This window comes from Streptomyces sp. AJS327 (assembly GCF_013450295.1).
Taxonomy (GTDB): Bacteria; Actinomycetota; Actinomycetes; order Streptomycetales; family Streptomycetaceae; genus Streptomyces.
This window is the reverse complement of the sequence record NZ_SKBR01000002.1, coordinates 1438392-1459001: the sequence shown is the minus strand read 5'-3', so window position 1 is coordinate 1459001 and position 20610 is coordinate 1438392. Positions and strand designations below refer to the sequence as shown.

Annotated in this window: 15 protein-coding genes and 1 pseudogene; 10 read left to right on the top strand and 6 right to left on the bottom strand. The window is 73.8% G+C overall.

Features of this window, described 5'->3' with window-relative positions:
• Window positions 1-82: 82 nt before the first annotated feature.
• Entirely contained in the window at window positions 83-1246 is a 1164-nt protein-coding gene (locus E0L36_RS15880) for an NAD(P)/FAD-dependent oxidoreductase (protein WP_180929667.1), read from the bottom strand.
• On the bottom strand, window positions 1243-1566 hold the full coding sequence (locus E0L36_RS15875; RefSeq protein ID WP_308416811.1) for a bifunctional 3-phenylpropionate/cinnamic acid dioxygenase ferredoxin subunit: 324 nt from the start codon (window positions 1564-1566) through the stop codon (window positions 1243-1245). The genes E0L36_RS15880 and E0L36_RS15875 overlap by 4 nt, the downstream gene beginning before the upstream one ends.
• A gap of 155 nt (window positions 1567-1721) precedes the next feature.
• On the opposite strand from E0L36_RS15875, the gene E0L36_RS15870 reads away from it, so the two are divergent.
• The 6 genes from E0L36_RS15870 (at window position 1722) to E0L36_RS15845 (ending at window position 10315) form a co-directional block, all read left to right on the top strand.
• Entirely contained in the window at window positions 1722-2525 is an 804-nt protein-coding gene (locus tag E0L36_RS15870; RefSeq protein ID WP_180929665.1) for an IclR family transcriptional regulator, read from the top strand.
• 180 nt (window positions 2526-2705) lie between these two features.
• Window positions 2706-3794, top strand: coding sequence for an S-(hydroxymethyl)mycothiol dehydrogenase (locus E0L36_RS15865; protein WP_180929664.1), 1089 nt, complete (start codon window positions 2706-2708; stop codon window positions 3792-3794).
• 723 nt (window positions 3795-4517) lie between these two features.
• Window positions 4518-6986 carry an FAD-dependent oxidoreductase gene (locus E0L36_RS15860; RefSeq protein ID WP_180930046.1) on the top strand — a complete coding sequence of 823 codons (2469 nt, stop codon included), beginning with the start codon at window positions 4518-4520 and terminating at the stop codon, window positions 6984-6986.
• Between the two features lie 20 nt (window positions 6987-7006).
• Window positions 7007-8170 (top strand): N-methyl-L-tryptophan oxidase, encoded by a 1164-nt coding sequence (gene solA / locus E0L36_RS15855; protein WP_180929663.1) that lies wholly within the window; start codon window positions 7007-7009, stop codon window positions 8168-8170.
• 12 nt (window positions 8171-8182) lie between these two features.
• Window positions 8183-9343 carry an aromatic ring-hydroxylating dioxygenase subunit alpha gene (locus E0L36_RS15850; RefSeq protein WP_180929662.1) on the top strand — a complete coding sequence of 387 codons (1161 nt, stop codon included), beginning with the start codon at window positions 8183-8185 and terminating at the stop codon, window positions 9341-9343.
• A gap of 93 nt (window positions 9344-9436) precedes the next feature.
• Window positions 9437-10315 carry a class I SAM-dependent methyltransferase gene (locus tag E0L36_RS15845; RefSeq protein ID WP_258016177.1) on the top strand — a complete coding sequence of 293 codons (879 nt, stop codon included), beginning with the start codon at window positions 9437-9439 and terminating at the stop codon, window positions 10313-10315.
• Window positions 10316-10495: 180 nt separating this feature from the next.
• Here E0L36_RS15845 and E0L36_RS15840 read toward each other — a convergent pair whose 3' ends face one another.
• Both E0L36_RS15840 and paaK read right to left on the bottom strand, forming a co-directional pair.
• A complete protein-coding gene (locus tag E0L36_RS15840) occupies window positions 10496-10933 on the bottom strand; it encodes a cold-shock protein (RefSeq protein WP_180929661.1) in 438 nt (145 codons plus the stop codon).
• A gap of 188 nt (window positions 10934-11121) precedes the next feature.
• Window positions 11122-12489 (bottom strand): phenylacetate--CoA ligase PaaK, encoded by a 1368-nt coding sequence (paaK, locus tag E0L36_RS15835; RefSeq protein ID WP_180929660.1) that lies wholly within the window; start codon window positions 12487-12489, stop codon window positions 11122-11124.
• 357 nt (window positions 12490-12846) lie between these two features.
• Between paaK and E0L36_RS15830 the strand changes: the two genes are divergently transcribed.
• From E0L36_RS15830 to E0L36_RS15820, 3 genes are all read left to right on the top strand, one after another.
• Window positions 12847-13449 carry a hypothetical protein gene (locus tag E0L36_RS15830; RefSeq protein ID WP_180929659.1) on the top strand — a complete coding sequence of 201 codons (603 nt, stop codon included), beginning with the start codon at window positions 12847-12849 and terminating at the stop codon, window positions 13447-13449.
• A gap of 445 nt (window positions 13450-13894) precedes the next feature.
• The gene (locus E0L36_RS15825; protein WP_180930044.1) at window positions 13895-15493 is read left to right on the top strand and encodes a fatty acyl-CoA synthetase; all 1599 of its coding nucleotides are present in this window, start codon (window positions 13895-13897) and stop codon (window positions 15491-15493) included.
• 292 nt (window positions 15494-15785) lie between these two features.
• On the top strand, window positions 15786-16610 hold the full coding sequence (locus E0L36_RS15820) for an SAM-dependent methyltransferase (RefSeq protein ID WP_180929658.1): 825 nt from the start codon (window positions 15786-15788) through the stop codon (window positions 16608-16610).
• Window positions 16611-16631: 21 nt separating this feature from the next.
• On the opposite strand, the gene E0L36_RS15815 is transcribed toward E0L36_RS15820, so the two are convergent.
• Window positions 16632-17846 carry an acyl-CoA dehydrogenase family protein gene (locus E0L36_RS15815; RefSeq protein WP_180929657.1) on the bottom strand — a complete coding sequence of 405 codons (1215 nt, stop codon included), beginning with the start codon at window positions 17844-17846 and terminating at the stop codon, window positions 16632-16634.
• Window positions 17847-17856: 10 nt separating this feature from the next.
• Window positions 17857-18317: pseudogene (locus E0L36_RS15810) on the bottom strand (SCP2 sterol-binding domain-containing protein).
• A gap of 349 nt (window positions 18318-18666) precedes the next feature.
• Between E0L36_RS15810 and E0L36_RS15805 the strand changes: the two are divergent.
• Window positions 18667-20583 (top strand): long-chain fatty acid--CoA ligase, encoded by a 1917-nt coding sequence (locus E0L36_RS15805; protein WP_180929656.1) that lies wholly within the window; start codon window positions 18667-18669, stop codon window positions 20581-20583.
• Window positions 20584-20610: the final 27 nt, after the last annotated feature.

Genomic DNA, 20610 nt, shown 5'->3' with positions numbered 1-20610 from the left:
GCGGGGGCGGAGCGGAGCAGGCCCACGGGTCCACGGTGGCTCCGGCACCGGGCCGGAGACGGGGGATCCCGGGGCCCGCCTGTCACAACGGGGCGGGCGCGGTGGCCCGCGACAGCTCCCGGCGAATCCGGGTGAACGGCCGGGGCCGGTTGAGCGCCAGCGCGGCGGTGGTGCGCCCGGCGCGCTCGTAGAGCGCGAGGAAGCTGCGGTCGTCGGGCGAGCCCTCCACGATCCGCACGGTGTCCCCCGGCTCCCGGCGCCCCGCGAACTGCACCCGGACGCCGTACTGGTCGGACCAGAAGGACGGCACCCCCCGGCACACGTCGACGGTGGCCCCGGCGAGCAGGTTCCGGGCGGCCACGGCGGACTGCGCCACCGCGCTGCTCCAGTGCTCGGAGCGGACGCCCGCCACGCGCGCCACGTCCCCGACGGCGGCGACGCCCGGCAGCTCGGTCATCCCGCCCGCGTCCGTCAACACACCGTCGCCGAGCGGGAGTCCGGAACCGGTCAGCCAGTCCGTGCGGGGCAGCACGCCGACTCCGACGATCACCACGTCCGCGTCCAGGACGCGGCCGTCGCCGAGTTCGACGCCGGTGACCCGGTCGCCGGAGGATCGCCAGCCCCGCACCCCGGTGCCGCAGAGCAGCGGAACTCCGTGGTCGGCGTGGAGCGCGGCGCACTCCCGGGCCATCTCCTCGCCCAGTTGCGGGACCAGCGGCAGCGGGGCGGCCTCCACCACCGTCACCCGGTGTCCGGCGGCGGCGCAGGAGGAGGCGGCCTCGGCCCCGATGAACCCGCCCCCGACGACCACGACCCGGCGGGGGCCGTGGGCGAGCCGGGCGCGCAGCGCCTCCGCGTCGTCCAGCGTGCGCAGCGTGTGCACGCCGCTGAGCGGGGGGCCGGGCAGCCGCCGGGGGGTGGCTCCCACCGCGATGACCAGTCCGTCGGTGGTGAGGCGCCGCCCGTCGTCCAGGGTGAGGGTGCGGGTGCGTGGATCGAGCCGCGTGGCGCGGACGCCGAGCAGCCACTCGGCCTCCAGCGCGGCCTCCTCCTCCCCGGCGATCAGGGCGAGTTGGTCCCGTCCGAGGTCGCCGGTGAGGAAGCCCTTGGACAGCGGGGGCCGGTCGTAGGGCCGGTGGCGCTCCTCGCCGACCAGCACCAGCCGGCCGTCGTACCCCTGGGAGCGCAGTTCGAGTGCCGTGTGGAGCCCGGCGAGCGAGGCCCCCACGACGGTGATGGTCTTCATGCGGCCGTTCCGTTCTGCTCGGCGCTGAGGTGGACCCGGATCAGGCCCTCCTCGACGGTCACGGTGTGGGTGCGGACGGCCCTGCGTGCCGGGAGGCAGGTGGGCATGCCCGTACGGAGGTCGAATGATCCCTCGTGAAGTGGGCATTCGACCCAACAACCCTCCAGCCAGCCCTCGGAGAGCGAGGCATCCTGGTGGGTGCAGGTGTCGTCGATGGCGAACAGCTCGCCGTCCGCGTTGAAGACAGCGATGGGAGGTTCGGTAGCGATGCGGATGGACTCGCCCGGAGGCAGGTCTTCGAGACGGCAGACGGGAATCACCAAGTCCCCCTCGTACGCTTCGGTATCATCGCGTTCGTTTCGCATGACGCACTGCGAAGCACGATGCGCAACAGAATCCAGATAGCAGCCGCGCGCGTCAAGGGACTTCCGCGACGCGGGCCGCAACCAGCCGACGGAACGGTGAACTTAACCTGATGACGGACAGGCCGGAGGACAGGCACGAGGAGAAGCAGACGAAGGGATCGACGGGTTCCGTACAGTCGGTCGACCGGGCCGTGAGTGTGCTGGAGATCCTGGCGCAGCACGGCGAGGCCGGAGTGACGGAGATCGCCGACGAGCTGAACGTCCACAAGTCGACGGCCTTCCGGCTGCTCGGCGTACTGGAGGGGCGCGGGCTCGTGGCCCAGGAGCAGGAGCGCGGCAAGTACTACCTGGGCGCGGGGGTGTTGCGCCTGGCCGGCGCCGCCGCCGCGCGGCTCGACATATCGCAGGAGAGCGCCCCGATCTGCCGCCATCTCGCGGGCGAGGTCGGTGAGACCGCGAACATCGCGGTGCTGGACGACGACGCCGCGGTCAACATCATGCAGGCGCGCGGCTCCTCGTCGGTCACCGCGCAGAACTGGCTGGGCAGACGGACTCCGCTGCACGCCACCTCCAGCGGGAAGGCCCTGCTGGCGTACGAGCCGAAGTCGGTCCGGGAGAGCGTCCTGGCGCGCAAGCTGCCACGGCTCACCGAGCACACCATCACGGTGGCCGGTGAACTCCGCGCCCAGCTGGCCGCGGTGCAGGAGAACGGCTACGCCATCGCGCTGGGCGAACTCGAACTCGGGCTGCACGCGGTGGCCACACCGGTCCGCGCGCACGACGGCGACGTGATCGGCGCGATCAGCGTCACCGGACCGTCGTACCGGCTGGACGACGACGCCCTACCGGAGATCATCAAACGCACCATGGCCGCCGCGCAGGAACTGTCGCGGCGGATGGGCTACCGCTACTGACCCCCTCCGGGAAGCGGCGTGAGGCGCGCTCAGCGGCCTCGCGCCGCTTTTCGCGCGCCGGGCGCGGTACTCCGTAACGACCGCTTCACGCCGGGGGGTTGACGGCTCCTGCCACCCCTTCCACGATGTCTCTCATAGCGCAACTGGCCGTGCATTACGCAACAACCCAAGGGAGCGGTCATGCCGCACGAGGTTCGTGGTGTCGTCGCGAGCAAGCAGGGCGCGCCGGTTGAGGTCGTGCCCGTCATCGTGCCTGATCCGGGCCCGGGCGAGGCGCTCGTCTCGGTCCAGGCATGCGGTGTGTGCCATACGGACCTGCACTATCGCGAGGGCTCCGTGGGCGACGGCTATCCGTTCCTGCTCGGCCACGAGGCCGCCGGAACCGTCGAGTCGGTGGGGCCCGGCGTCTCCGACCTGCACCCCGGGGACTCGGTGGTGCTCGCCTGGCGGGCGCCCTGCGCCTCCTGCCGCTCCTGCCGCCGGGGCCGTCCCTGGTACTGCTTCGACTCCCGCAACGCCACCCAGCCGATGACCCTGCGGGACGGCACCCCGCTGACCCCCGCCCTGGGTATCGGCGCCTTCGCGGAGAAGACGCTGGTCGCGGCGGGTCAGGCGGTCCGGGTCGATCCGGCGGCGCGCCCCGAGGCGGCCGGGCTCGTCGGCTGCGGGGTGATGGCGGGGTACGGCGCCGCCGTCAACACCGGCGGGGTGGGCAGCGGGGACGCCGTCGCGGTGATCGGCTGTGGCGGGGTCGGCTGCGCGGCGGTGGCGGGCGCGGCGCTGGCCGGGGCCCGCCGGGTGATCGCCATCGACATCGACGAGTCCAAGCTGGACGGCGCGACCCGCTTCGGCGCCAGCCACACCGTCAACTCCCGCCGTACGGACCCGGTGACGGCCGTGCGGGAGCTGACCGGCGGGCTCGGGGCGGACGTCGTCATCGACGCGGTGGGCAGCCCGGAGACCTACCGGCAGGGCTTCTACATGCGCGACCTGGCGGGCACCCTCGTGCAGGTCGGCGTGCCGGAGGGGCAGGAGGTGAGCGTCGAACTGCCGCTCTCCGACCTCTTCTCCCGGGGCGGCGCCCTCAAGTCCTCCTGGTACGGAGACGCGTTGCCCAGCCGGGACTTCCCCATCCTGATCGACCACTACCTCAGCGGACGGCTCGACCTCAAGGGCTTCGTCACCGAGCGGATCGCCCTGGAGGACGTGGAGTCCGCCTTCGAGCGGATGCGTGGCGGCGCCGTGCTCCGCTCCGTCGTCCTGCTCTGAACCGGCCTCCGCCGCGTCCCCCCGGGACGCGCGAGCCCCCGAAACCGCCCGGGCGGCCACCCGCCGCCGGGAGCGCGGGAGCGGCCCGCCCGGCTCCCGGCACCGGCGCCACTTCCCCGCCAACCCCCGTCCCCCTCCCCGGACACCGGTCCACGCCCCCGGCACCGCTCGGCGCCGGTCCTCCGCCGTGCGCCCGGGCCCCGCACCCCCCGGCTCGGCCCCCGCACCTCCCCGCTCTCCCCGACGGCTCCCCACCACCCGGAACGACCCCGGTCCCGGCGGGCGGGCGCCCGCCCCGCACCCCGGGCGCCCGGGCCCCGCACTTCCCCGCGCCCCCGCTCTTCCCCCGCCGCTGTTTCCCCTCGCACCACCCACGGCGCCCCGCGGTGGCCGCGCACCGGTGAACCTCAGCCGGTGACCCGGCACCCGCGGGAGGCCCCCGCCGGACCCGCGGCCCTGACACCGGCCCCCGGAGACGGCTCGTTCCCGCGACCCCCATCCCACCCCCACGCTGACGGCGGCCGTACGCGGCCCACCGCCGGGCGGGGGCCGCTCCCGCGCGTTCCGCCCCGCGCCTCCGGGCCGGTGGGCGCGCGCCCACCGGGCGGCGCCCGGCGGAACCCCGGTCCACCGCGACCACCCGACAGGAGACCGCGCGGCCCGCAGGGCCACCGCGAACAGCACACCCGCGAAGGAACCCGCGAAGGAGGGGACATGCGATCCATGACGGACCAGCCCGTACGTGACGACCGGGTGGTGATCATCGGCGCCGGGATCGTCGGCTGCTCGCTGGCCGACGAGTTGACGGCTCGCGGCTGGAAGGACGTGACCGTACTCGAACAGGGGCCGCTGCCCGCTCCCGGCGGCTCCACCTCGCACGCCCCGGGCCTGGTCTTCCGTACCGCGCCGTCCCGGACCATGACCGAACTCGCCCGGTACACCGTGCGGAAGTTCAGCGCGCTCACCGTGGACGGCTCGCCCTGCTTCCACCCGGTGGGCGGTCTGGAGCTGGCGACCACCGAGGCGCGCTGGGCCGACCTGCACCGCAAGGCCGGGCTGGCCGCCTCCTGGGGGGTGACCGCCGAACTGCTCACCCCGCAGCGCTGCGCCAAGCTCTGGCCGATGGTGAACGTGGACCTGGTCTACGGGGGGCTGTACACCCCGGGCGACGGCCTCGCCCGCGCCGTCCCCGCCTGCCGCGCCCAGATCGCCCGCGCGACGGAGCGCGGCGCCCGCTTCCTGGACCGGCACACCGTCACCGGGCTGGAGACCACCGGCGGGCGGATCACCGGCGTCGTCACGGACCAGGGGGAGTTCCCCGCCGACCACGTCGTCTCCGCGGCCGGGTTCTGGGGCCCCGTCATCGGGCGGATGGCCGGGGTGCGGGTGCCCCTGCTGCCGCTGGCCCACCAGTACGCCACCACGACGGCGATGCCGGAGCTGGCCGGGGACGGCGCCGACCGCGCCGAAGCCACCCGCCCCATCCTCCGTCACCAGGACCGCGACCTGTACTTCCGGGAGCACCTGACACCGGGCGCGGGCCGGATCGGGATCGGCAGCTACGCGCACCGGCCGATGCCCGTCGACCCGGACTCCGTACCGCGCTACGACGCGTCCCGGGTGATGCCCTCCTCCCTGGACTTCACCCCCGACGACTTCGCCCCGAGCTGGCGGGACGCCCGGGACCTGCTGCCCGCGCTGGGCGCCACCGAGGTGGCGGACGGCTTCAACGGCGTCTTCTCCTTCACCCCCGACGGGATGCCGCTACTGGGTGAGGTGCCCTCGGCGCCCGGGCTGTGGCTGGCCGAGGCCGTGTGGGTGACGCACTCCGCGGGCGCCGCGCGCGCCGTCGCCGAGTGGATGACCGACGGCCGCCCCCGCACCGACCTCCACGAGTGCGACGCGCGCCGGTTCGAGGACGCGCAGCTCTCCCCCGCGTACGTCCGCGACCGGGGGCGGCAGAGCTTCGCCGAGGTCTACGACATCGTCCACCCGCTCCAACCGCCGGAGCGGCCAAGGCCGTTGCGCACCAGCCCGTTCTACGCCCGGCAGCGCGAACTCGGCGCGCGGTTCCTCACCGCGGGCGGCTGGGAGCGGGCGCACTGGTACGACGCGAACCTGCCGCTCACCGAGGGCCTGGAGCTCCCGGAGCGCGACTCCTGGTCCGCGCGGTACTGGTCACCCGCCGTCGCCGCGGAGGCCCGCGCCACCCGGGAACGGGTCGCGCTGTACGACATGACCCAGCTGCGGCGGCTGGAGGTCACCGGCCCGGGGGCACTCGACTTCCTCCAGCGGATGACCACCAACCAGCTGCGCAAACGCACCGGCGCGGTGACCTACACCCTGCTGCTGGACGAGGAGGGCGGGGTGCGCAGCGATCTGACCGTGGCCCGCCTCGGCCCCCGGCACTTCCAGGTCGGCGCCAACTCCCCCGCCGACCTGGACTGGCTGTCCCGGCACGCGCCGCCGGAGGTCAGCGTCCGCGACATCACCTCCGGCACCTGCGGGATCGGCGTCTGGGGGCCGCTCGCCCGGGACCTCGTCCAGCCGCTCACCGACGACGACTTCTCCCACGAGGGGTTCGGCTTCTTCCGCGCCAAGTCCGCCTGGATCGGCCACGTCCCGGTCACCGCGCTCCGCGTGAGCTACGTCGGCGAACTCGGCTGGGAGCTGTACACCACCGCCGACCTCGGGCTGCGGCTCTGGGACACACTGTGGGAGGCGGGCCGCGACCTGGGGGTGGTGGCCGCCGGGCGCGGCGCCTTCAACAGCCTCCGGCTGGAGAAGGGTTACCGCTCCTGGGGGCACGACATGACCACCGAACACGACCCCTACGAGGCGGGGCTGGGCTTCGCCGTCCGGCTGGACAAGGGCGAGTTCACCGGCCGCGCCGCGCTGGAGGCCCGGGCCGGGCGTCCCCCGGAGCGCACGCTCGCCTGCCTGACCCTCGACGACCCGGCGACGGTCGTCCTGGGCTCCGAGCCGGTCTACGCCGGGGGCACCGCCGCCGGATACGTCACCAGCGCCGCCTACGGCCACACCCTCGGGCGCTGCGTGGCCTACGCCTGGCTGCCCCGGGAGGCCGCCGAGCCCGGCAGCCCGGTGGAGATCGGCTACTTCGGCGCGCGTCACCCCGCGACCGTGGCCCAGGAGCCGCTGTTCGACCCCGAGATGCGCCGTATCCGCCGCTGACCACGACAGGAGGCCGCACGATGACTCCCACCACCTACGACGTGATCGTCCTCGGGCTGGGCGGCATGGGCTCGTCCACCGTCTGCCATCTCGCCACGCGCGGCGCCCGGGTGCTGGGCCTGGAGCGGTTCGGCCCGGCGCACAACCGCGGCTCCAGCCACGGCGGTTCCCGCATCACCCGGCAGTCCTACTTCGAGGACCCGGCGTACGTCCCGCTGCTGCTCCGCAGCTACGAGCTGTACGAGAAGGTGGAGCGCGACTCCGGCCGGCGGATCGCGACGCTCTGCGGCGGGGTCATGGTCGGCCCGCCCGACTCTCGGACGGTCGCGGGCTCGCTCCGCTCCGCGCGCCAGTGGGACCTGCCGCACGAACTGCTGGACGCCCCGGAGATCCGGCGCCGCTTCCCCACCCTCACCCCGCGCGACGACGAGGTCGCGCTGTACGAGGAGCGCGCCGGGTTCCTCCGTCCCGAGTCGACGGTCGCCGCGCACCTGGGGATCGCCGCGCGGGCGGGCGCCGAACTCCACTTCGAGGAGCCGGTGGTCCGCTGGGAGGAGCTGCCCGGCGGCCGGGGCGTGCGGGTGCACACCGGCGAGGACGTGTACACCGCGGGCCAGCTGGTGCTCTGTCCCGGGGCCTGGGCGCCCGGGCTGCTGGGCGACCTCGGGGTGCCGCTGACCGTGGAACGGCAGGTCATGTACTGGTTCCAGCCCACCGGAGGCACCGCGCGCTTCACGCCGGACCACCACCCCGTCTACATCTGGGAGGACGACGCGGGAGCGCAGATCTACGGGTTCCCCGCGCTGGACGGCCCGGACGGCGGCGCGAAGGTCGCCTTCTTCCGCAAGGGCACCGTCTGCTCCCCGGACACCCTCGACCGTGCCGTCCACGACGACGAGGTGGCCGCCATGGCGCGGCGCGCGGGCCGCCACCTGCCCGAGCTGCCCGGCGGCTTCCTCCGGGCCGTCGCCTGCATGTACACCAACGCGCCCGACGAGCACTTCGTTCTCGCCCGGCACCCGGAGCACCCCGAAACCACCACCGTGGCCTGCGGGTTCTCCGGGCACGGCTTCAAGTTCGTGCCCGTGGTCGGCGAGATCGCCGCTGACCTCGCGCTGCACGGCCGCACCGAGCACCCCATCGAGCTGTTCGACCCCCGGCGGCTCCGTGCCGCCGCCTGCTGACGGGACGTCATCATGACCACGACCACCCCGGGGGCCACCGGAGCGGAGACCGGCGAGGAGCCCTCCGCCGAGGGGCTGCTGCCCACCCTCCCCGGCTCCAGCTACACCGACCCCGAGTACTTCCTCCGCGAGCGGCGCGAGATCTTCGAGTCCGTCTGGAACTGCGCGGTGCGCTGCGCCGATCTGGACCGCCCCGGCGCGTTCCGGACGGTACCGATCGGCGGCGAGAGCGTACTGCTGGTCCGCGGCCGGGACCGGCGGCTGCGCGCCTTCCTGAACGTCTGCCGCCACCGCGGCGCCAGGCTCTGCGTCGAGGAGTCCGGCGAGGTCCGGCGCGGCCTGCGCTGCCCGTACCACGCCTGGACGTACGCGCTGGACGGCCAGTTGACGACCGCCCCCAACCTGGGCGCCATGCCCGGCTTCGACCGCTCCCGCTACGGCCTGCGCCCGGTCGCGCTCCGCGAGTGGCTGGGCTACGCCTGGGTCTGCCTGGCCGACGAACCGCCCTCCTTCGAGGAGACCGTGGAGGCCGAGGTCGCCGAACGGCTCGGCGGGCGGGAGGTCATCGAGCGGTACGCGGTGGACGGGCTGGCCCTCGGCCGCCGGATCAGCTACGACGTGGCCGCCAACTGGAAGCTCATCGTCGAGAACTTCATGGAGTGCTACCACTGCGCCACCATCCACCCCGAACTCACCGAGGTGCTCCCGGAGTTCGCGGACGGGTACGCCGCGCAGTGGTACGTGGGACACGGTCCGGGCTTCGCCCCGGACGCCGAGGGCTTCACGGTCGACAAGAGCGCCGGGTTCGCCCGGCTCCCCGGCGTGGGCGAGACGCACGACCGCCGGTACTACGCGATCACCGTCCGGCCGCAGGTGTTCGTCAACCTGGTGCCCGACCACGTGATCCTGCACCGGATGTTCCCCCTCGCCGCCGACCGCACCCTCGTCGAGTGCGACTGGCTGTACGCGCCCGAGGTGGTGGATTCGGGCGCCGATCTCAGCCGCTCCGTCGAGCTGTTCCACCGGGTCAACGCACAGGACTTCGACGCCTGTGAACGCACCCAGCCCGGCATGGCGTCCCGCGGATACCGGGACGGCGGACTGCTGGTGCCCAGCGAACACCACATCGCCGAGTTCCACGCCTGGGTGACCGGACTGCTCGGTACCGGTTGAACGCCCCCTGTCCCCCTCCCGGTCGCGGCGCTACCGTCCCCAGGGCACCGTTTCCGCCCACCCGACCGACGCACCGCGACTGGGAGGGACACCATGACCACGGCAGAGAACGCCCCCACCCCCGCATCCGCGCCGCCCCCCGAGGAGGTCGGCGCGATGTACGACCAGTTCGGGGAGATGCTGGCGATGACGCTCGGCTCCTCGGCGGTCCACGTGGGGATGCTGATACCCCCCGGCCGGCACACCCCGGTGACCGACCTGGTCGGCCTCGCCGACCACGGGCAGGACCTGCTCACCGAGTACCTCATCGACACCATCGAACTCGCCCCCGGCGCACGGCTGCTGGACGTGGGCTGCGGCACCGGCGGGCCCGCCGTTCGGCTCGCCGAGCGCAGCGGCGGACGCGTCACCGGCATCAACGTCAGCGAGGTGCAGCTCGCCGAGTGCGCCCAGCGGGCCCGCGCCGCCGGGCTGACCGAGCGGTTGCGCTTCGCCTACGGCAACGCGATGGACCTGCGGTACCCGGACGCCTCGTTCGACGCGGCCTGGTCCATCGACTGCTTCCCGCACCTCTCCGACCGCCCCGCCGCGCTGCGCGAACTGCACCGGGTGCTGCGCCCCGGATCACGCCTGCTGATCACCGAGTTCGCCCAGCGCGGCAGCCCCGACCCCGAGGAACTGGCCGCCTACCAGCGGCTGTGGAGCAGCCGGGAACCCACCGCCCTGTCCGCCCTCCTCGCGGACGTGGAGCAGGCCGGGTTCCGCACCGTCGAGACCTGGGACATGACCTCGAACATCGCGCTGAGCGGCGAGTTCATGCACAGCGTCTACCAGGACCGCCGGGAGGCGATGGTCGCCCGGTACGGCGAGGCGGCCGTCGCGTTCGTCGATCCGCTGATCGCGCCGTTCCGCTCCTACTGCCGCGACCACATGGACTACCACCTGCTGCTGCTCCGCAAGCCCACCGCCTGACGACGCGGAGCGCTCCGGCCCGGCCGCCTCGCGGGGCGGCTCGCGCGGGTCACGGCCGGGCCCCGCCACGGGACACCCTCACCCACGACAATCCGTGACCGGACGGTCACACGCCGGTGCCCCGGCCCCCGCGGAGGGGGCCGGGGCACCGGTCGGGATTCCGCGGTGTCTCCGCTCGGCTCAGGACTCGGTCCAGCCGTGCGCCTGGGCCAGCTCCAGCACCCGCTGACGCACCCGCCGGATCTGCTCGGCGGTGAGCGAGCCGTCGGCGCCGAGCAGGGCCTCGGTCAGCTCGGAACGCAGCTCGGGAAGGGAGAGGACGTCGCACAGGGCGTCGTCACCGGACTGCTCGTCGCGCTGGACCGGGCGGGACTCGCCCTCCTCGTCCCGGACGACCGGGCGCGAGGTGGAACGGTGCACCAGGCGTATCTCGGACGCCTTGGGGCCCTTGTCCCCATCCTCCACGAAGAACTCCACCTCACGGCCCGCGCGGTAGAGGTACTTCTCCCCCAGCAGGTCGTTGGCGTGCATGAAGACGTCCTCGCCGCCCTCGTCCGGGATGATGAACCCGTAGCCACGGACCTCGTCAAACCGCAGAATCTTCCCCGTCATCAACATAGTTGTGCCTCTTCTTCCGCTACCGCTACCTCAGCAGGCCGCTCGCACACCTCTACAGATCGCTCACGGCACATTACGGCGCACCAGATGCGCCACCGGAGAATCTACCTATCCCCGTCGGCCAACGCGACCCGTCCCCGGAATCTCCCCCTGAGGGGGGAGGGACGCGGGGCATGGGAGAGGCCGGGTCAGCGGTCGCGGGCGTCCTCGACGCGACGTCCCTTGCCCTCGGAGCGCTCCAGCGCGCCGGGCTCCAGCACCTCCACGTCAACGGTGACGCCGACCGCCTCCTTGACCCCCCGCACCAGCGCGCTGGCCGCCTCCCGGGCGGCGGTGCCCCCGGCTCCCGACCCGGCGGGCTCGCGGGCCTCGACCCGGACGGTCATCCGGTCGAGCCGTCCCCCACGGGTCAGCCGGAGCCGGAAGTGCGGGGCGAGACCGGGCGTGCGCAGCACGATCTCCTCGATCTGGGTGGGGAAGACGTTCACCCCGCGCAGCACCACCATGTCATCCACCCGGCCCGTGATCTTCTGGATACGGCGGAAGGCCGGACGGGCCGTGCCCGGCAGCAGCCGCGTCAGATCGCCCGTGCGGTAGCGCACGACGGGCTGGGCCCGCTTGGTGAGCGAGGTGAGGACCAGCTCCCCCTCCTCGCCCTCGGGGAGGGGGCGGCCGGTGGCCGGGTCGACGACCTCCGGGTAGAAGTGGTCCTCCCAGACGTGCGGTCCGTCCTTGGTCTCCACGCACTCCTGGGCGACGCCGGGTCCGATGACCTCGGAGAGCCCGTAGATGTCGACGGCGTGCAGCCCGAGGCGGTCCTCCAGTTCGGCGCGCATCCCCTCGGTCCACGGCTCGGCCCCGAAGATCCCGGTGCGCAGACCGGCGGAGCGCGGGTCGGCGCCCTGCCGCTCGAACTCGTCGAGCAGGGTGAGCATGTAGGAGGGGGTCACCATGATGACCTCCGGCCGGAAGTCCCGGAGCAGCCGCACCTGCCGCTCCGTCATCCCCCCGGAGGCGGGGATCACCATGCACCCGGCGCGTTCCGCGCCCTGGTGCGCTCCCAGCCCGCCGGTGAACAGCCCGTACCCGTAGGCGACGTGCACCTTCTGGCCGGGCCGCCCGCCCGCCGCGCGGATGCTGCGGGCCACCACGTCCGCCCAGTGGGAGAGGTCCTCCGCGGTGTAGCCGACGACGGTGGGCCGCCCGCTGGTCCCGCTGGAGGCGTGCACCCGGCGCACCTCGGAGAGCGGTACGGCGCACATGCCGAACGGGTAGCCGTCGCGCAGGTCGTCCTTGGTGGTGAAGGGGAACCGGGTGAGGCCGGTCAGCGAGCGGCAGTCCTCCGGCCGCACCCCGACCTCCTCGAACTTGCGGCGGTAGACGGCCACGTTGTCGTAGGAGTGCCGCAGGGTGGCGCGAAGGCGGGTGAGTTGGAGGGCGCGGAGTTCGTCGACGCAGAGCCGCTCGGCCTCGTCGAGCAGGTCCCGGGGCGGCGCCTCGCCGAGGGTGCGCGGGGGCCGCCGCGGCGCGGGACGGTCCAGCAGATCGTCGTCCATGACTCCCCTTCACCCACCCTTCGCCCACGGGCACCCGGCGGGGCCGTCGAACGACCGTGCGTTCCCGCTGAGTCGGGCTCAAGTAACCCCGTGCCGACGCCACCTGTCAAGACATCCCGGCCGCTCCGGTGGCCCCGGACCGCGCCGTTCGGGCGCGCCGGGGAGGGGGCCGGGGCCGTCCCCCGACCCGGCCGAACGCGCCCGGCGGGACGCGCCGTACGGTTCGGGGGCGGGGTGCCGCCCGCGCGGCCGGACGGGGACTCCCCCGCGGGAGCGTGATCGCGGGAGCGGCTGCGGGAGGCGCCGCCGCATGGCAGGGTCGGAGCGACAACGACGAGCGACACGGGGGTCAACGGCATGAGCGCCAATACGTGGAACGCCCTGGTGAACACGATGCTGGAGGCGCACGAGGCGGCGATGCACGAGGGCGGGGTCCTCCGCCCGGTGCTGATGCCGCTGCTGCGGGGCCAGTTGGCGGCCCTGGTGTGGGTGCGCCCGGTGGAGCCAGGACCGGACGCGGCCGAGGGGGTCGTCGAGCTGGCCCGGCTGGCGGCGGCGGCGAGCGCGGACGAGGTGATCCTGGCCTGGGAGTCGGACGACCTCGGGCGGACCCTGGGGGAGCCCCTCGGTCCGCACGAGGGGCTCCCCCAGGGTCCGCCGCCCAGCCTCAACTTCGTACGGGCCGACAGCGAGGGGTACGAGCTGCACCAGTTCCCCTACACCCCGCACGAGTTGGAGCCACACGAGGACGGCCGCCCCTGCCGGGAGGCGGAGTGGCACGAGGCCGTCCCGGCGCGTCCCGGCGCTGCGCTGCCCGCACCGGTGGTCCGGACGCTGGAGCGGATCTGGGCGGAGCGGCTGCCCGCGCCGGACGACGGGGTGCTGACGGAGACCGCGCACGAGATGGCGGCGGAGGGCTTCACCGTCCGGCTCACCGATCCGGTGGAGGTGGCCGAGTAGCCGGGGTGGCGGGGCGGTCGCGGCCGTACGGCCGCGTGGTGCGCCCCGCTCACGGCGACGCGGGACCACTACGGGAGCGGGCCCTGCGAGGGGCCCACTCCCGCGCGCCACCGCCCGGTTCCCCGCCATGACCGGGGTGGTCCGCCTCCACGACAGCGGTGGCACGGCAGCGGTGCGCGCGCCGACGGGCGGGGGCGGCGCGGTGCGGGCGGGCCGGCGCGGTGCGCCGGAATCCGCCCTGCCCAGGCGGTGTACCCGCCGCCGCATACCGTCTACGCTGCCCGGCACCCGCCGTGATCAGCACCCCAGCGAGCGCCCCGGGCGGCGCGGAGCAGGGGACGAGGGCGAGCGGGGGCGGACGAGACAGACAAGGACGATCGCCGTGACAGACACCGCAGCGCGCCAAGCCGACTCCCCCACCGGCCCGACGGACCCGGCCGAGACCGTGCCACCCGCCCTCTCGGCGCCCGCCCGCGGCCAGACACTGGGCGATCTGCTGCGGCGCAGCGCGGCCCGTTCGCCGGGCCGTACCGCCCTGGTGTGGGGTGAGCGGCGGGACACCTTCGCCCAGCTCGACGACGCGGTGAACCGCACCGCGCACGCCCTGCGGGAGCGCGGGGTGGAGCGCGGCGACCGGGTCGCCCTGCTCTCCCGTAACTGCCGTTCCTTCGTGGTGCTCTACTTCGCGCTGGCCCGGCTCGGCGCCATCTCCGTGCCGATCAACTTCATGCTGGGCGGCGAGGAGATCGGCTACATCCTGCGGCACTCCGGGGCGAGCGGACTGGTCATCGAGGACGCGCTGGCCGAGGGCGCGGAGGCGGCGCTCGCCGGGCTGGAGCCGGACGCGGTGCGGCTGCGCGGCTGGATCACCCTGGACGGCGCGATCCCGCGGCCGTCGGGTTGGGAGCCGGTGGAGGTCTGGGAGGAGCACCCGGACGGCACGGAGCCGGGGGACGGCCCGGCGGAGGACGACCCCGTGCAGCTGATGTACACCTCGGGGACCGAGTCCCGGCCGAAGGGCGTGATGCTCTCCAGCCGTGGCCTCATCGCCCAGTACGCCAGCGTGATGGTGGACGGCGGGATGACGGGGGACGACGTCGAGGCGCACGCGCTGCCCCTGTACCACTGCGCCCAGCTGCACTGCTTCCTGACGCCCGACATCGCGCTGGGCGCGACCAGCGTGGTGCTCGGCGGCCCCGACCCGGAGACGCTGCTGCGCACCGTCGAGCGGGAGCGGGTCACCAAGCTGTTCTGCCCGCCGACGGTGTGGGTGGCGCTGCTGCGCAGCCCGGCCTTCGAGCGGTACGACCTGTCCTCGCTCCGCAAGGGCTACTACGGGGCGAGCGTGATGCCGGTGGAGGTGCTGCGCGAGCTGGCGGAGCGGCTGCCGAACGTGCGGCTGACCAACTTCTACGGGCAGACCGAGATGTCGCCGCTGGCGACGGTGCTCGGTCCCGAGGAGCAGAGCTCCCGCGCCGGTTCGGCGGGACGGCCCGCGCTGAACGTCGAGACGCGGCTGGTGGACGAGGAGGGTGTCCCGGTGCCGCCGGGCGTGGTCGGGGAGATCACCCACCGGTCGCCGCACGCCATGCTCGGCTACTGGCGCGATCCGGAGCGCACCGCCGAGGTCTTCAGCGGCGGCTGGTTCCACAGCGGCGACCTCGGCGTGCTGGACGAGGACGGCTACCTGTACGTGGTGGACCGCAAGAAGGACATGATCAAGACCGGTGGGGAGAACGTCGCCAGCCGCGAGGTCGAGGAGGCGCTGTACCTGCATCCGGCGGTGGCGGAGGCGGCGGTGATCGGTATCCCGCACCCGTACTGGATCGAGGCGGTCACGGCGGTCGTGGTGCCGCGTGCGGGGGCGGAGGTCCGGGCGGAGGAGGTCCGGGCGCACTGCGCGGAGCGGCTGGCCGGGTTCAAGGTCCCGAAGTACGTGACGGTGCTGGAGGCGCTGCCGAAGAACCCGAGCGGCAAGATCCTCAAGCGGTCGCTGCGCGAGGAGTTCGCCCACCTGAGCGCCGGGAACGACGACCCGGCCTGAGCCGCCCGGCGCCCCGGCCCCCTTCCCGGCGCCGGTGGGCGGTCCGACGGCCCGCCCACGCCGGGGAGTTGGCCCCAGGACCGGAGTGGGACCGTGCGGTGGGCCCGGCCGCCGGGTTCGCAGGTGCCCGTGCGGTGGGGCCGTCTCGCGAGTGGTGTGTGTCCTGGACCGGCGGGGTGGTGTCCGGAACCGGCGGGGCGCGCGGCCGCGTGGACGGGCGCGCGCGGCGCGGCGCGGGCGGGCACTACGTTGGAGGCCGCGTCATCCGGTCCAGCGCACGGCAGGAGATCCCATGGGCGAGACCCGGTCCACCGGGCGCTGGCGTGGACCGCCACAGTCCGGGCACGAGGTGCCGCACTCCGCGCGGGTGTGGAACTACCTGCTGGGCGGCCGGGACCACTACGCGGCGGACCGGGTCGTGGGTGACGCGATGGCCGCCGCCGCGCCCGGCATCGTCGACGTGGCCCGCACCTCCCGCTACTTCCTCCACCGCGCGGTGCGGCACCTCGCGGGCGCGGAGGGGGTGCGGCAGTTCGTCGACATCGGCTCCGGACTGCCGACCGTGGACAACACCCACGAGATCGCCCAGCGCACCGCGCCCGGCAGCCGCACCGTGTACGTCGACAACGACCCGCTCGTCCTCGCCCACGCCCGGGCGCTGTTGACCGGCGCCCCGAGGGGCGCGGTCCACCATGTCGAGGGGGACGTGCGGGAGCCCGAGGCGATCCTGACGGGCGCCGGGCGGAGCCTGGACCTCGACCGCCCGGTCGCGCTCCTCCTGCTCGGCGTGCTCGGTCACGTCCCCGGCAACCGGGAGGCGCTGGGACTGGTGCGGCGGCTGCTGCGCCCGCTGCCGTCCGGGAGTTTCCTGGTGTACTACGACGGCACCAGCACGAGTCCGGACATGCGCGAGGCCCAGCGGCGGTACAACGCCAGCCGCGCCGTCCCGTACCACCTGCGCACCCCGGCGGAGATCGCCGCCGCCTTCGACGGGCTGCGGCTGCTGCCGCCCGGGGTGGTCCGATGCACCGACTGGCGACCGGAGTTCGGCACCGACGGTGCCCCGGAGGCGCCCGCCGCCGTCGACGCCTACTGCGGGATCGGCCGCACGCCCTGAGGACGGGCGGCCGCGCCCGGCTCAGCGGATGTGGCGGCCGGTGACGGCCCGCGCGATCACCAGCCGCTGGATCTCGCTGGTGCCCTCGAAGATGGTGTAGATCTTCGCGTCCCGGTACATGCGCTCCACCGGGTGCTCCCGGCTGTAGCCCGCGCCGCCGAGGATCTGCACCGCCTTCTCCGCCGCACGGACGGCGAGTTCACCCGCACGGAGCTTCGCCATGGACCCCTCCCCGGCGGTGTGGGGGCGCTCGTTCCGGGCCATCCAGGCGGCCTGCCAGATGAGCAGCCGGACCGCCTCGATCTCGGTCCGCAGGTCGGCCAGGGCGAAGGCGACGGACTGGTTCTCGACGATGGGCCGCCCGAAGGCCTCCCGCTCGCCCGCGTACTCCAGCGCGTACTCGTAGGCGGCCCGGGCGATGCCGAGCGCCTGGGCGCCCACCGTGGGACGGCTCACCTCGAAGGTGGCCATCGCGGCCTGCCCCTTGGCCTGGCCGCCCTCCCGGGCGCGGGCCAGGCGCCGCTCCAGCCGCTCCCGGCCGCCGAGCAGGCAGTGCCCGGGAACCCGCACCTCGTCCAGGAAGACGTCGGCGGTGTGCGAGGCGCGCAGACCCAACTTCCGGATCTTCCGGTTGCCTTCGAGCCCCCGGGTGCCCGGCGGGACGAGGAAGGCGGCCTGCCCGCGAGCGCCCAGCGCGGGGTCGACGGAGGCGACGACGACGTGGACGGAGGCGATGCCGCCGTTGGTGATCCACGCCTTCTGGCCGTTGAGCACCCACTCGTCGCGCGCCTCGTCGTAGCGGGCCCGGGTGCGCAGGGCGGAGACGTCGGAGCCCGCCTCCGGTTCGGAGACGCAGAAGGCGGCGAGCTTCGGCTCGGACGCGTCACCGAAGCACTGCGGGACCCACTCCGCGAGCTGGTCCGGGGTCCCGGCCGAGAAGATCCCGGCGACGGCGAGCGAGGTGCCGAAGAGCGACATGCCGATCCCGGCGTCGCCCCAGAACAGCTCCTCGTTGGCGATCTGGAGGGAGAGGCCGCTGGGGTCACCGAACATCTCGGCCAGTGACTCGAACCCGTAGAGGCCGATCCGGGCCGCCTCCTGGATGATCGGCCAGGGAGTCTCCTCCCGTTCGTCCCACTCGGCCGCGGCGGGGCGGACCACGTCGCTGGCGAAACCGCGGACCCACTCGCGCAGGTCGCGGTGGTCCTCGGAGAGCGCGAGGGAGAACCCACTCATACGGCGCTCCTCAGGCCTTCGGGATGTCGAACAGCCGGGGCAGTCCGGAGGCCAGGCCCACGTCCCCGACGACCCGCAGCTTGCGGGTCATGAACATCGTGACCGGGCTGGAGTTGCCGGAGACCAGCTTGAGGAAGTCCGCGTCGCCCAGCACCAGGGTGACGCGCGGCTCCGCCTCGCCACGCCCCTCGCGGACCTCGCAGGCGCCGTCCTCGATGACGGTCTCGTACACCGCCTCGGAGACCCCGGTGACCTTCCAGCGGATGACGGCGCTCAGCGAGCCCCGGCGTCCGGGCGGAACTGCTGGCCCATGCGCCCGAACACCTCGCGCAGCACCCGGTCGCGCAGGGCGGCGTCCTGTGCCAGCTCGTTCAGCTCCTTCGTCGAGAGCCCCTTGACGATCCGCGCGAACTCGTCGGGGGTGACGCTCGCGAAGTCCCGGTCCGCCAGACCGCTGACGTCGTCGGCCATCGCACGCTCCTTACTTCCAAGTAAACTTACTTGGAAGTAAGCTACGGTACCTCCCGACCGCCGACAAGTCCCGTGCGTCCGGCTGGAGTTCAGGGACCCGTCCGCTCCGGGAGCCTCCACCAGACGCCCCCCGGGGACTCACCGAAGCCACACCGCGCCGCGCATTTCGATGGCTCCGGCCCATTGAATTTTCGCTACGCGTCCGTAAGTTGACTGGGCAGTAAGTACGGCGCCGCTCCCCCACGCCGTACCGCGTCCACCCCTGCCCGCACGCCGAGGGGCCGCACCGTCCGGCACGACCGCACCATCCGCACCGTCCGCACCCGCGAGTCGCGAACAGGAGCCAGCCATGGGCGTATGGAAGGACCTCAGGACCGCACGGCAGCGCGGTGACCTCGCCGAGCGCGCCCCGGTGGAGGTGATACGCGAGGACGGGAAGATCCGCGAGGCGCGGTGCGCCAGCCTGGCGAGCGACTCCCCCACGGGGACGACAGCCGACATCCCCTTCACCAACGCGGCCGAGGACCCCTCCGCCGTCGTCATCCGGCGCCGCGAACCGGACGGCTACCACCCCGTCACCGCGCGGCGGTTCGCGGAGGAGGTGAGCGCCGTCGCCCGCGGGCTGGTGGCCGCGGGGCTCGAACCGGGCGGACGGGTCGCCCTGATGTGCCGCACCCGCTACGAGTGGTGCGTGCTGGACTTCGCCATCTGGGCGGCGGGCGGGCAGACGGTACCCGTCTACGCGACCTCCTCCGCTGGCCAGATCGAGTGGATCCTCACCGACTCCGGCGCCACCGACCTCGTCGTGGAGACCCCGGAGAACGCGGCGACCGCCCGGGCGGCGAGCGCCGCCCTCCCCGAGGCGCCCCGACTCTGGCAGGTCGACGAGGGCGCGGTAGCCGAACTGACCGCGCTCGGCGCGGACGTCCCGGAGGACGAGGTGACCAAGCGCCGCGCGGCGCTCACCCCGGAGACCATCGCGACGATCTGCTACACCTCCGGCACCACCGGCCGGCCGAAGGGCTGCGTGCTGACCCACGCGAACCTGCGCGCCGAGGCGGTCAACACCGTCGAACTGCTGCACCCGATCTTCAAGGAGGTCACCGGGCAGGCCGCGTCGACCCTGCTCTTCCTGCCCCTGGCGCACATCCTGGGCCGCACCATCCAGATCGCCTGCCTCAGCGCCCGCATCCCCCTCGGGCACTGCCCGAGTATCAAGCCGGACGAGCTGCGGCCCGAACTCCGGGCCTTCAAGCCGACGTTCGTGGTGGGCGTCCCGTACCTCTTCGAGAAGATCCACGACACCGGTCGGGAGACCGCCGAGAAGATGGGACGCGGTTCCTCCTTCGACCGCGCGCACCGCATCGGGGTGCGGTTCGGCGAGGCGTACCTGGACCGGTTCCTCGGCCGGGGCCCGGGCCCCGGCGTCGGCCTCTACCTGGCCTGGGCCCTCTACGACCTGCTGGTGTTCCGGCGCGTCCGCAGGGAGCTGGGCGGCGACCTCCGGTACGCCATCAGCGGCGGCTCCCCGCTGGACCGCTCGCTGAACCTGTTCTTCGCCGCCGCCGGCATCGTCATCTACGAGGGCTACGGGCTCACCGAGACGACCGCGGCCGCGACCATCACCCCGCCGCTCAGCCCCCGGCCCGGCACCGTCGGGCGGCCCGTCCCCGGCACCTCGGTGCGCGTCGCGGAGGACGGCGAGGTGCTGATCAAGGGCGGGATCGTGTTCGGCTCCTACTGGAACAACCCGGAGGCCACCGCGGAGGTGCTGGACGACGGCTGGTTCGCCACCGGCGACCTCGGCGAACTCGACGAGGACGGCTACCTGCGCATCGTCGGCCGGAAGAAGGACATCCTGATCACCAGCGGCGGGAAGAACGTCTCACCCGCCCCGCTGGAGGACCGGCTGCGCAGCCGTCCCCCGGTGATGCAGTGCCTGGTGGTGGGCGAGGGCCGCCGCTACGTCGCGGCGCTCGTCACCCTGGACCCGGAGTCCCTGCGCCACTGGCTCACGGTCCGCAAACGACCGCTGGACACCCCGCTGTCCGAACTGCGGGACGACCCCGAACTGGTGGCGGACGTACAGCGCGCCGTGGACTACGCCAACGAGATCGTCTCCTCCGCTGAGGCCATCCGCGCCTTCCGGATCGTCGACGGCGAGTTCACCGAGGAGAACGGGCTGCTCACCCCCTCGCTCAAGGTCAAGCGCGCGGCCGTGCTGGAGACCCACGCGCACGAGATCGCGGCGCTCTACGGCGACTGACCGGCACCGGACGAAGGGGATCAGCGA

Bases quoted from the DNA above. Each gene is read 5' to 3' on its own strand.
- E0L36_RS15880 (WP_180929667.1), bottom strand. From the start codon at position 1,246: ATGAAGACCATCACCGTCGTGGGGGCCTCGCTCGCCGGGCTCCACACG.
- E0L36_RS15805 (WP_180929656.1), top strand. From the start codon at position 18,667: ATGGGCGTATGGAAGGACCTCAGGACCGCACGGCAGCGCGGTGACCTC.
- E0L36_RS15870 (WP_180929665.1), top strand. From the start codon at position 1,722: ATGACGGACAGGCCGGAGGACAGGCACGAGGAGAAGCAGACGAAGGGA.
- E0L36_RS15860 (WP_180930046.1), top strand. From the start codon at position 4,518: ATGACGGACCAGCCCGTACGTGACGACCGGGTGGTGATCATCGGCGCC.
- E0L36_RS15850 (WP_180929662.1), top strand. From the start codon at position 8,183: ATGACCACGACCACCCCGGGGGCCACCGGAGCGGAGACCGGCGAGGAG.
- paaK (WP_180929660.1), bottom strand. From the start codon at position 12,489: ATGGACGACGATCTGCTGGACCGTCCCGCGCCGCGGCGGCCCCCGCGC.
- solA (WP_180929663.1), top strand. From the start codon at position 7,007: ATGACTCCCACCACCTACGACGTGATCGTCCTCGGGCTGGGCGGCATG.
- E0L36_RS15865 (WP_180929664.1), top strand. From the start codon at position 2,706: ATGCCGCACGAGGTTCGTGGTGTCGTCGCGAGCAAGCAGGGCGCGCCG.
- E0L36_RS15830 (WP_180929659.1), top strand. From the start codon at position 12,847: ATGAGCGCCAATACGTGGAACGCCCTGGTGAACACGATGCTGGAGGCG.
- E0L36_RS15820 (WP_180929658.1), top strand. From the start codon at position 15,786: ATGGGCGAGACCCGGTCCACCGGGCGCTGGCGTGGACCGCCACAGTCC.
- E0L36_RS15815 (WP_180929657.1), bottom strand. From the start codon at position 17,846: ATGAGTGGGTTCTCCCTCGCGCTCTCCGAGGACCACCGCGACCTGCGC.
- E0L36_RS15845 (WP_258016177.1), top strand. From the start codon at position 9,437: ATGACCACGGCAGAGAACGCCCCCACCCCCGCATCCGCGCCGCCCCCC.
- E0L36_RS15840 (WP_180929661.1), bottom strand. From the start codon at position 10,933: ATGTTGATGACGGGGAAGATTCTGCGGTTTGACGAGGTCCGTGGCTAC.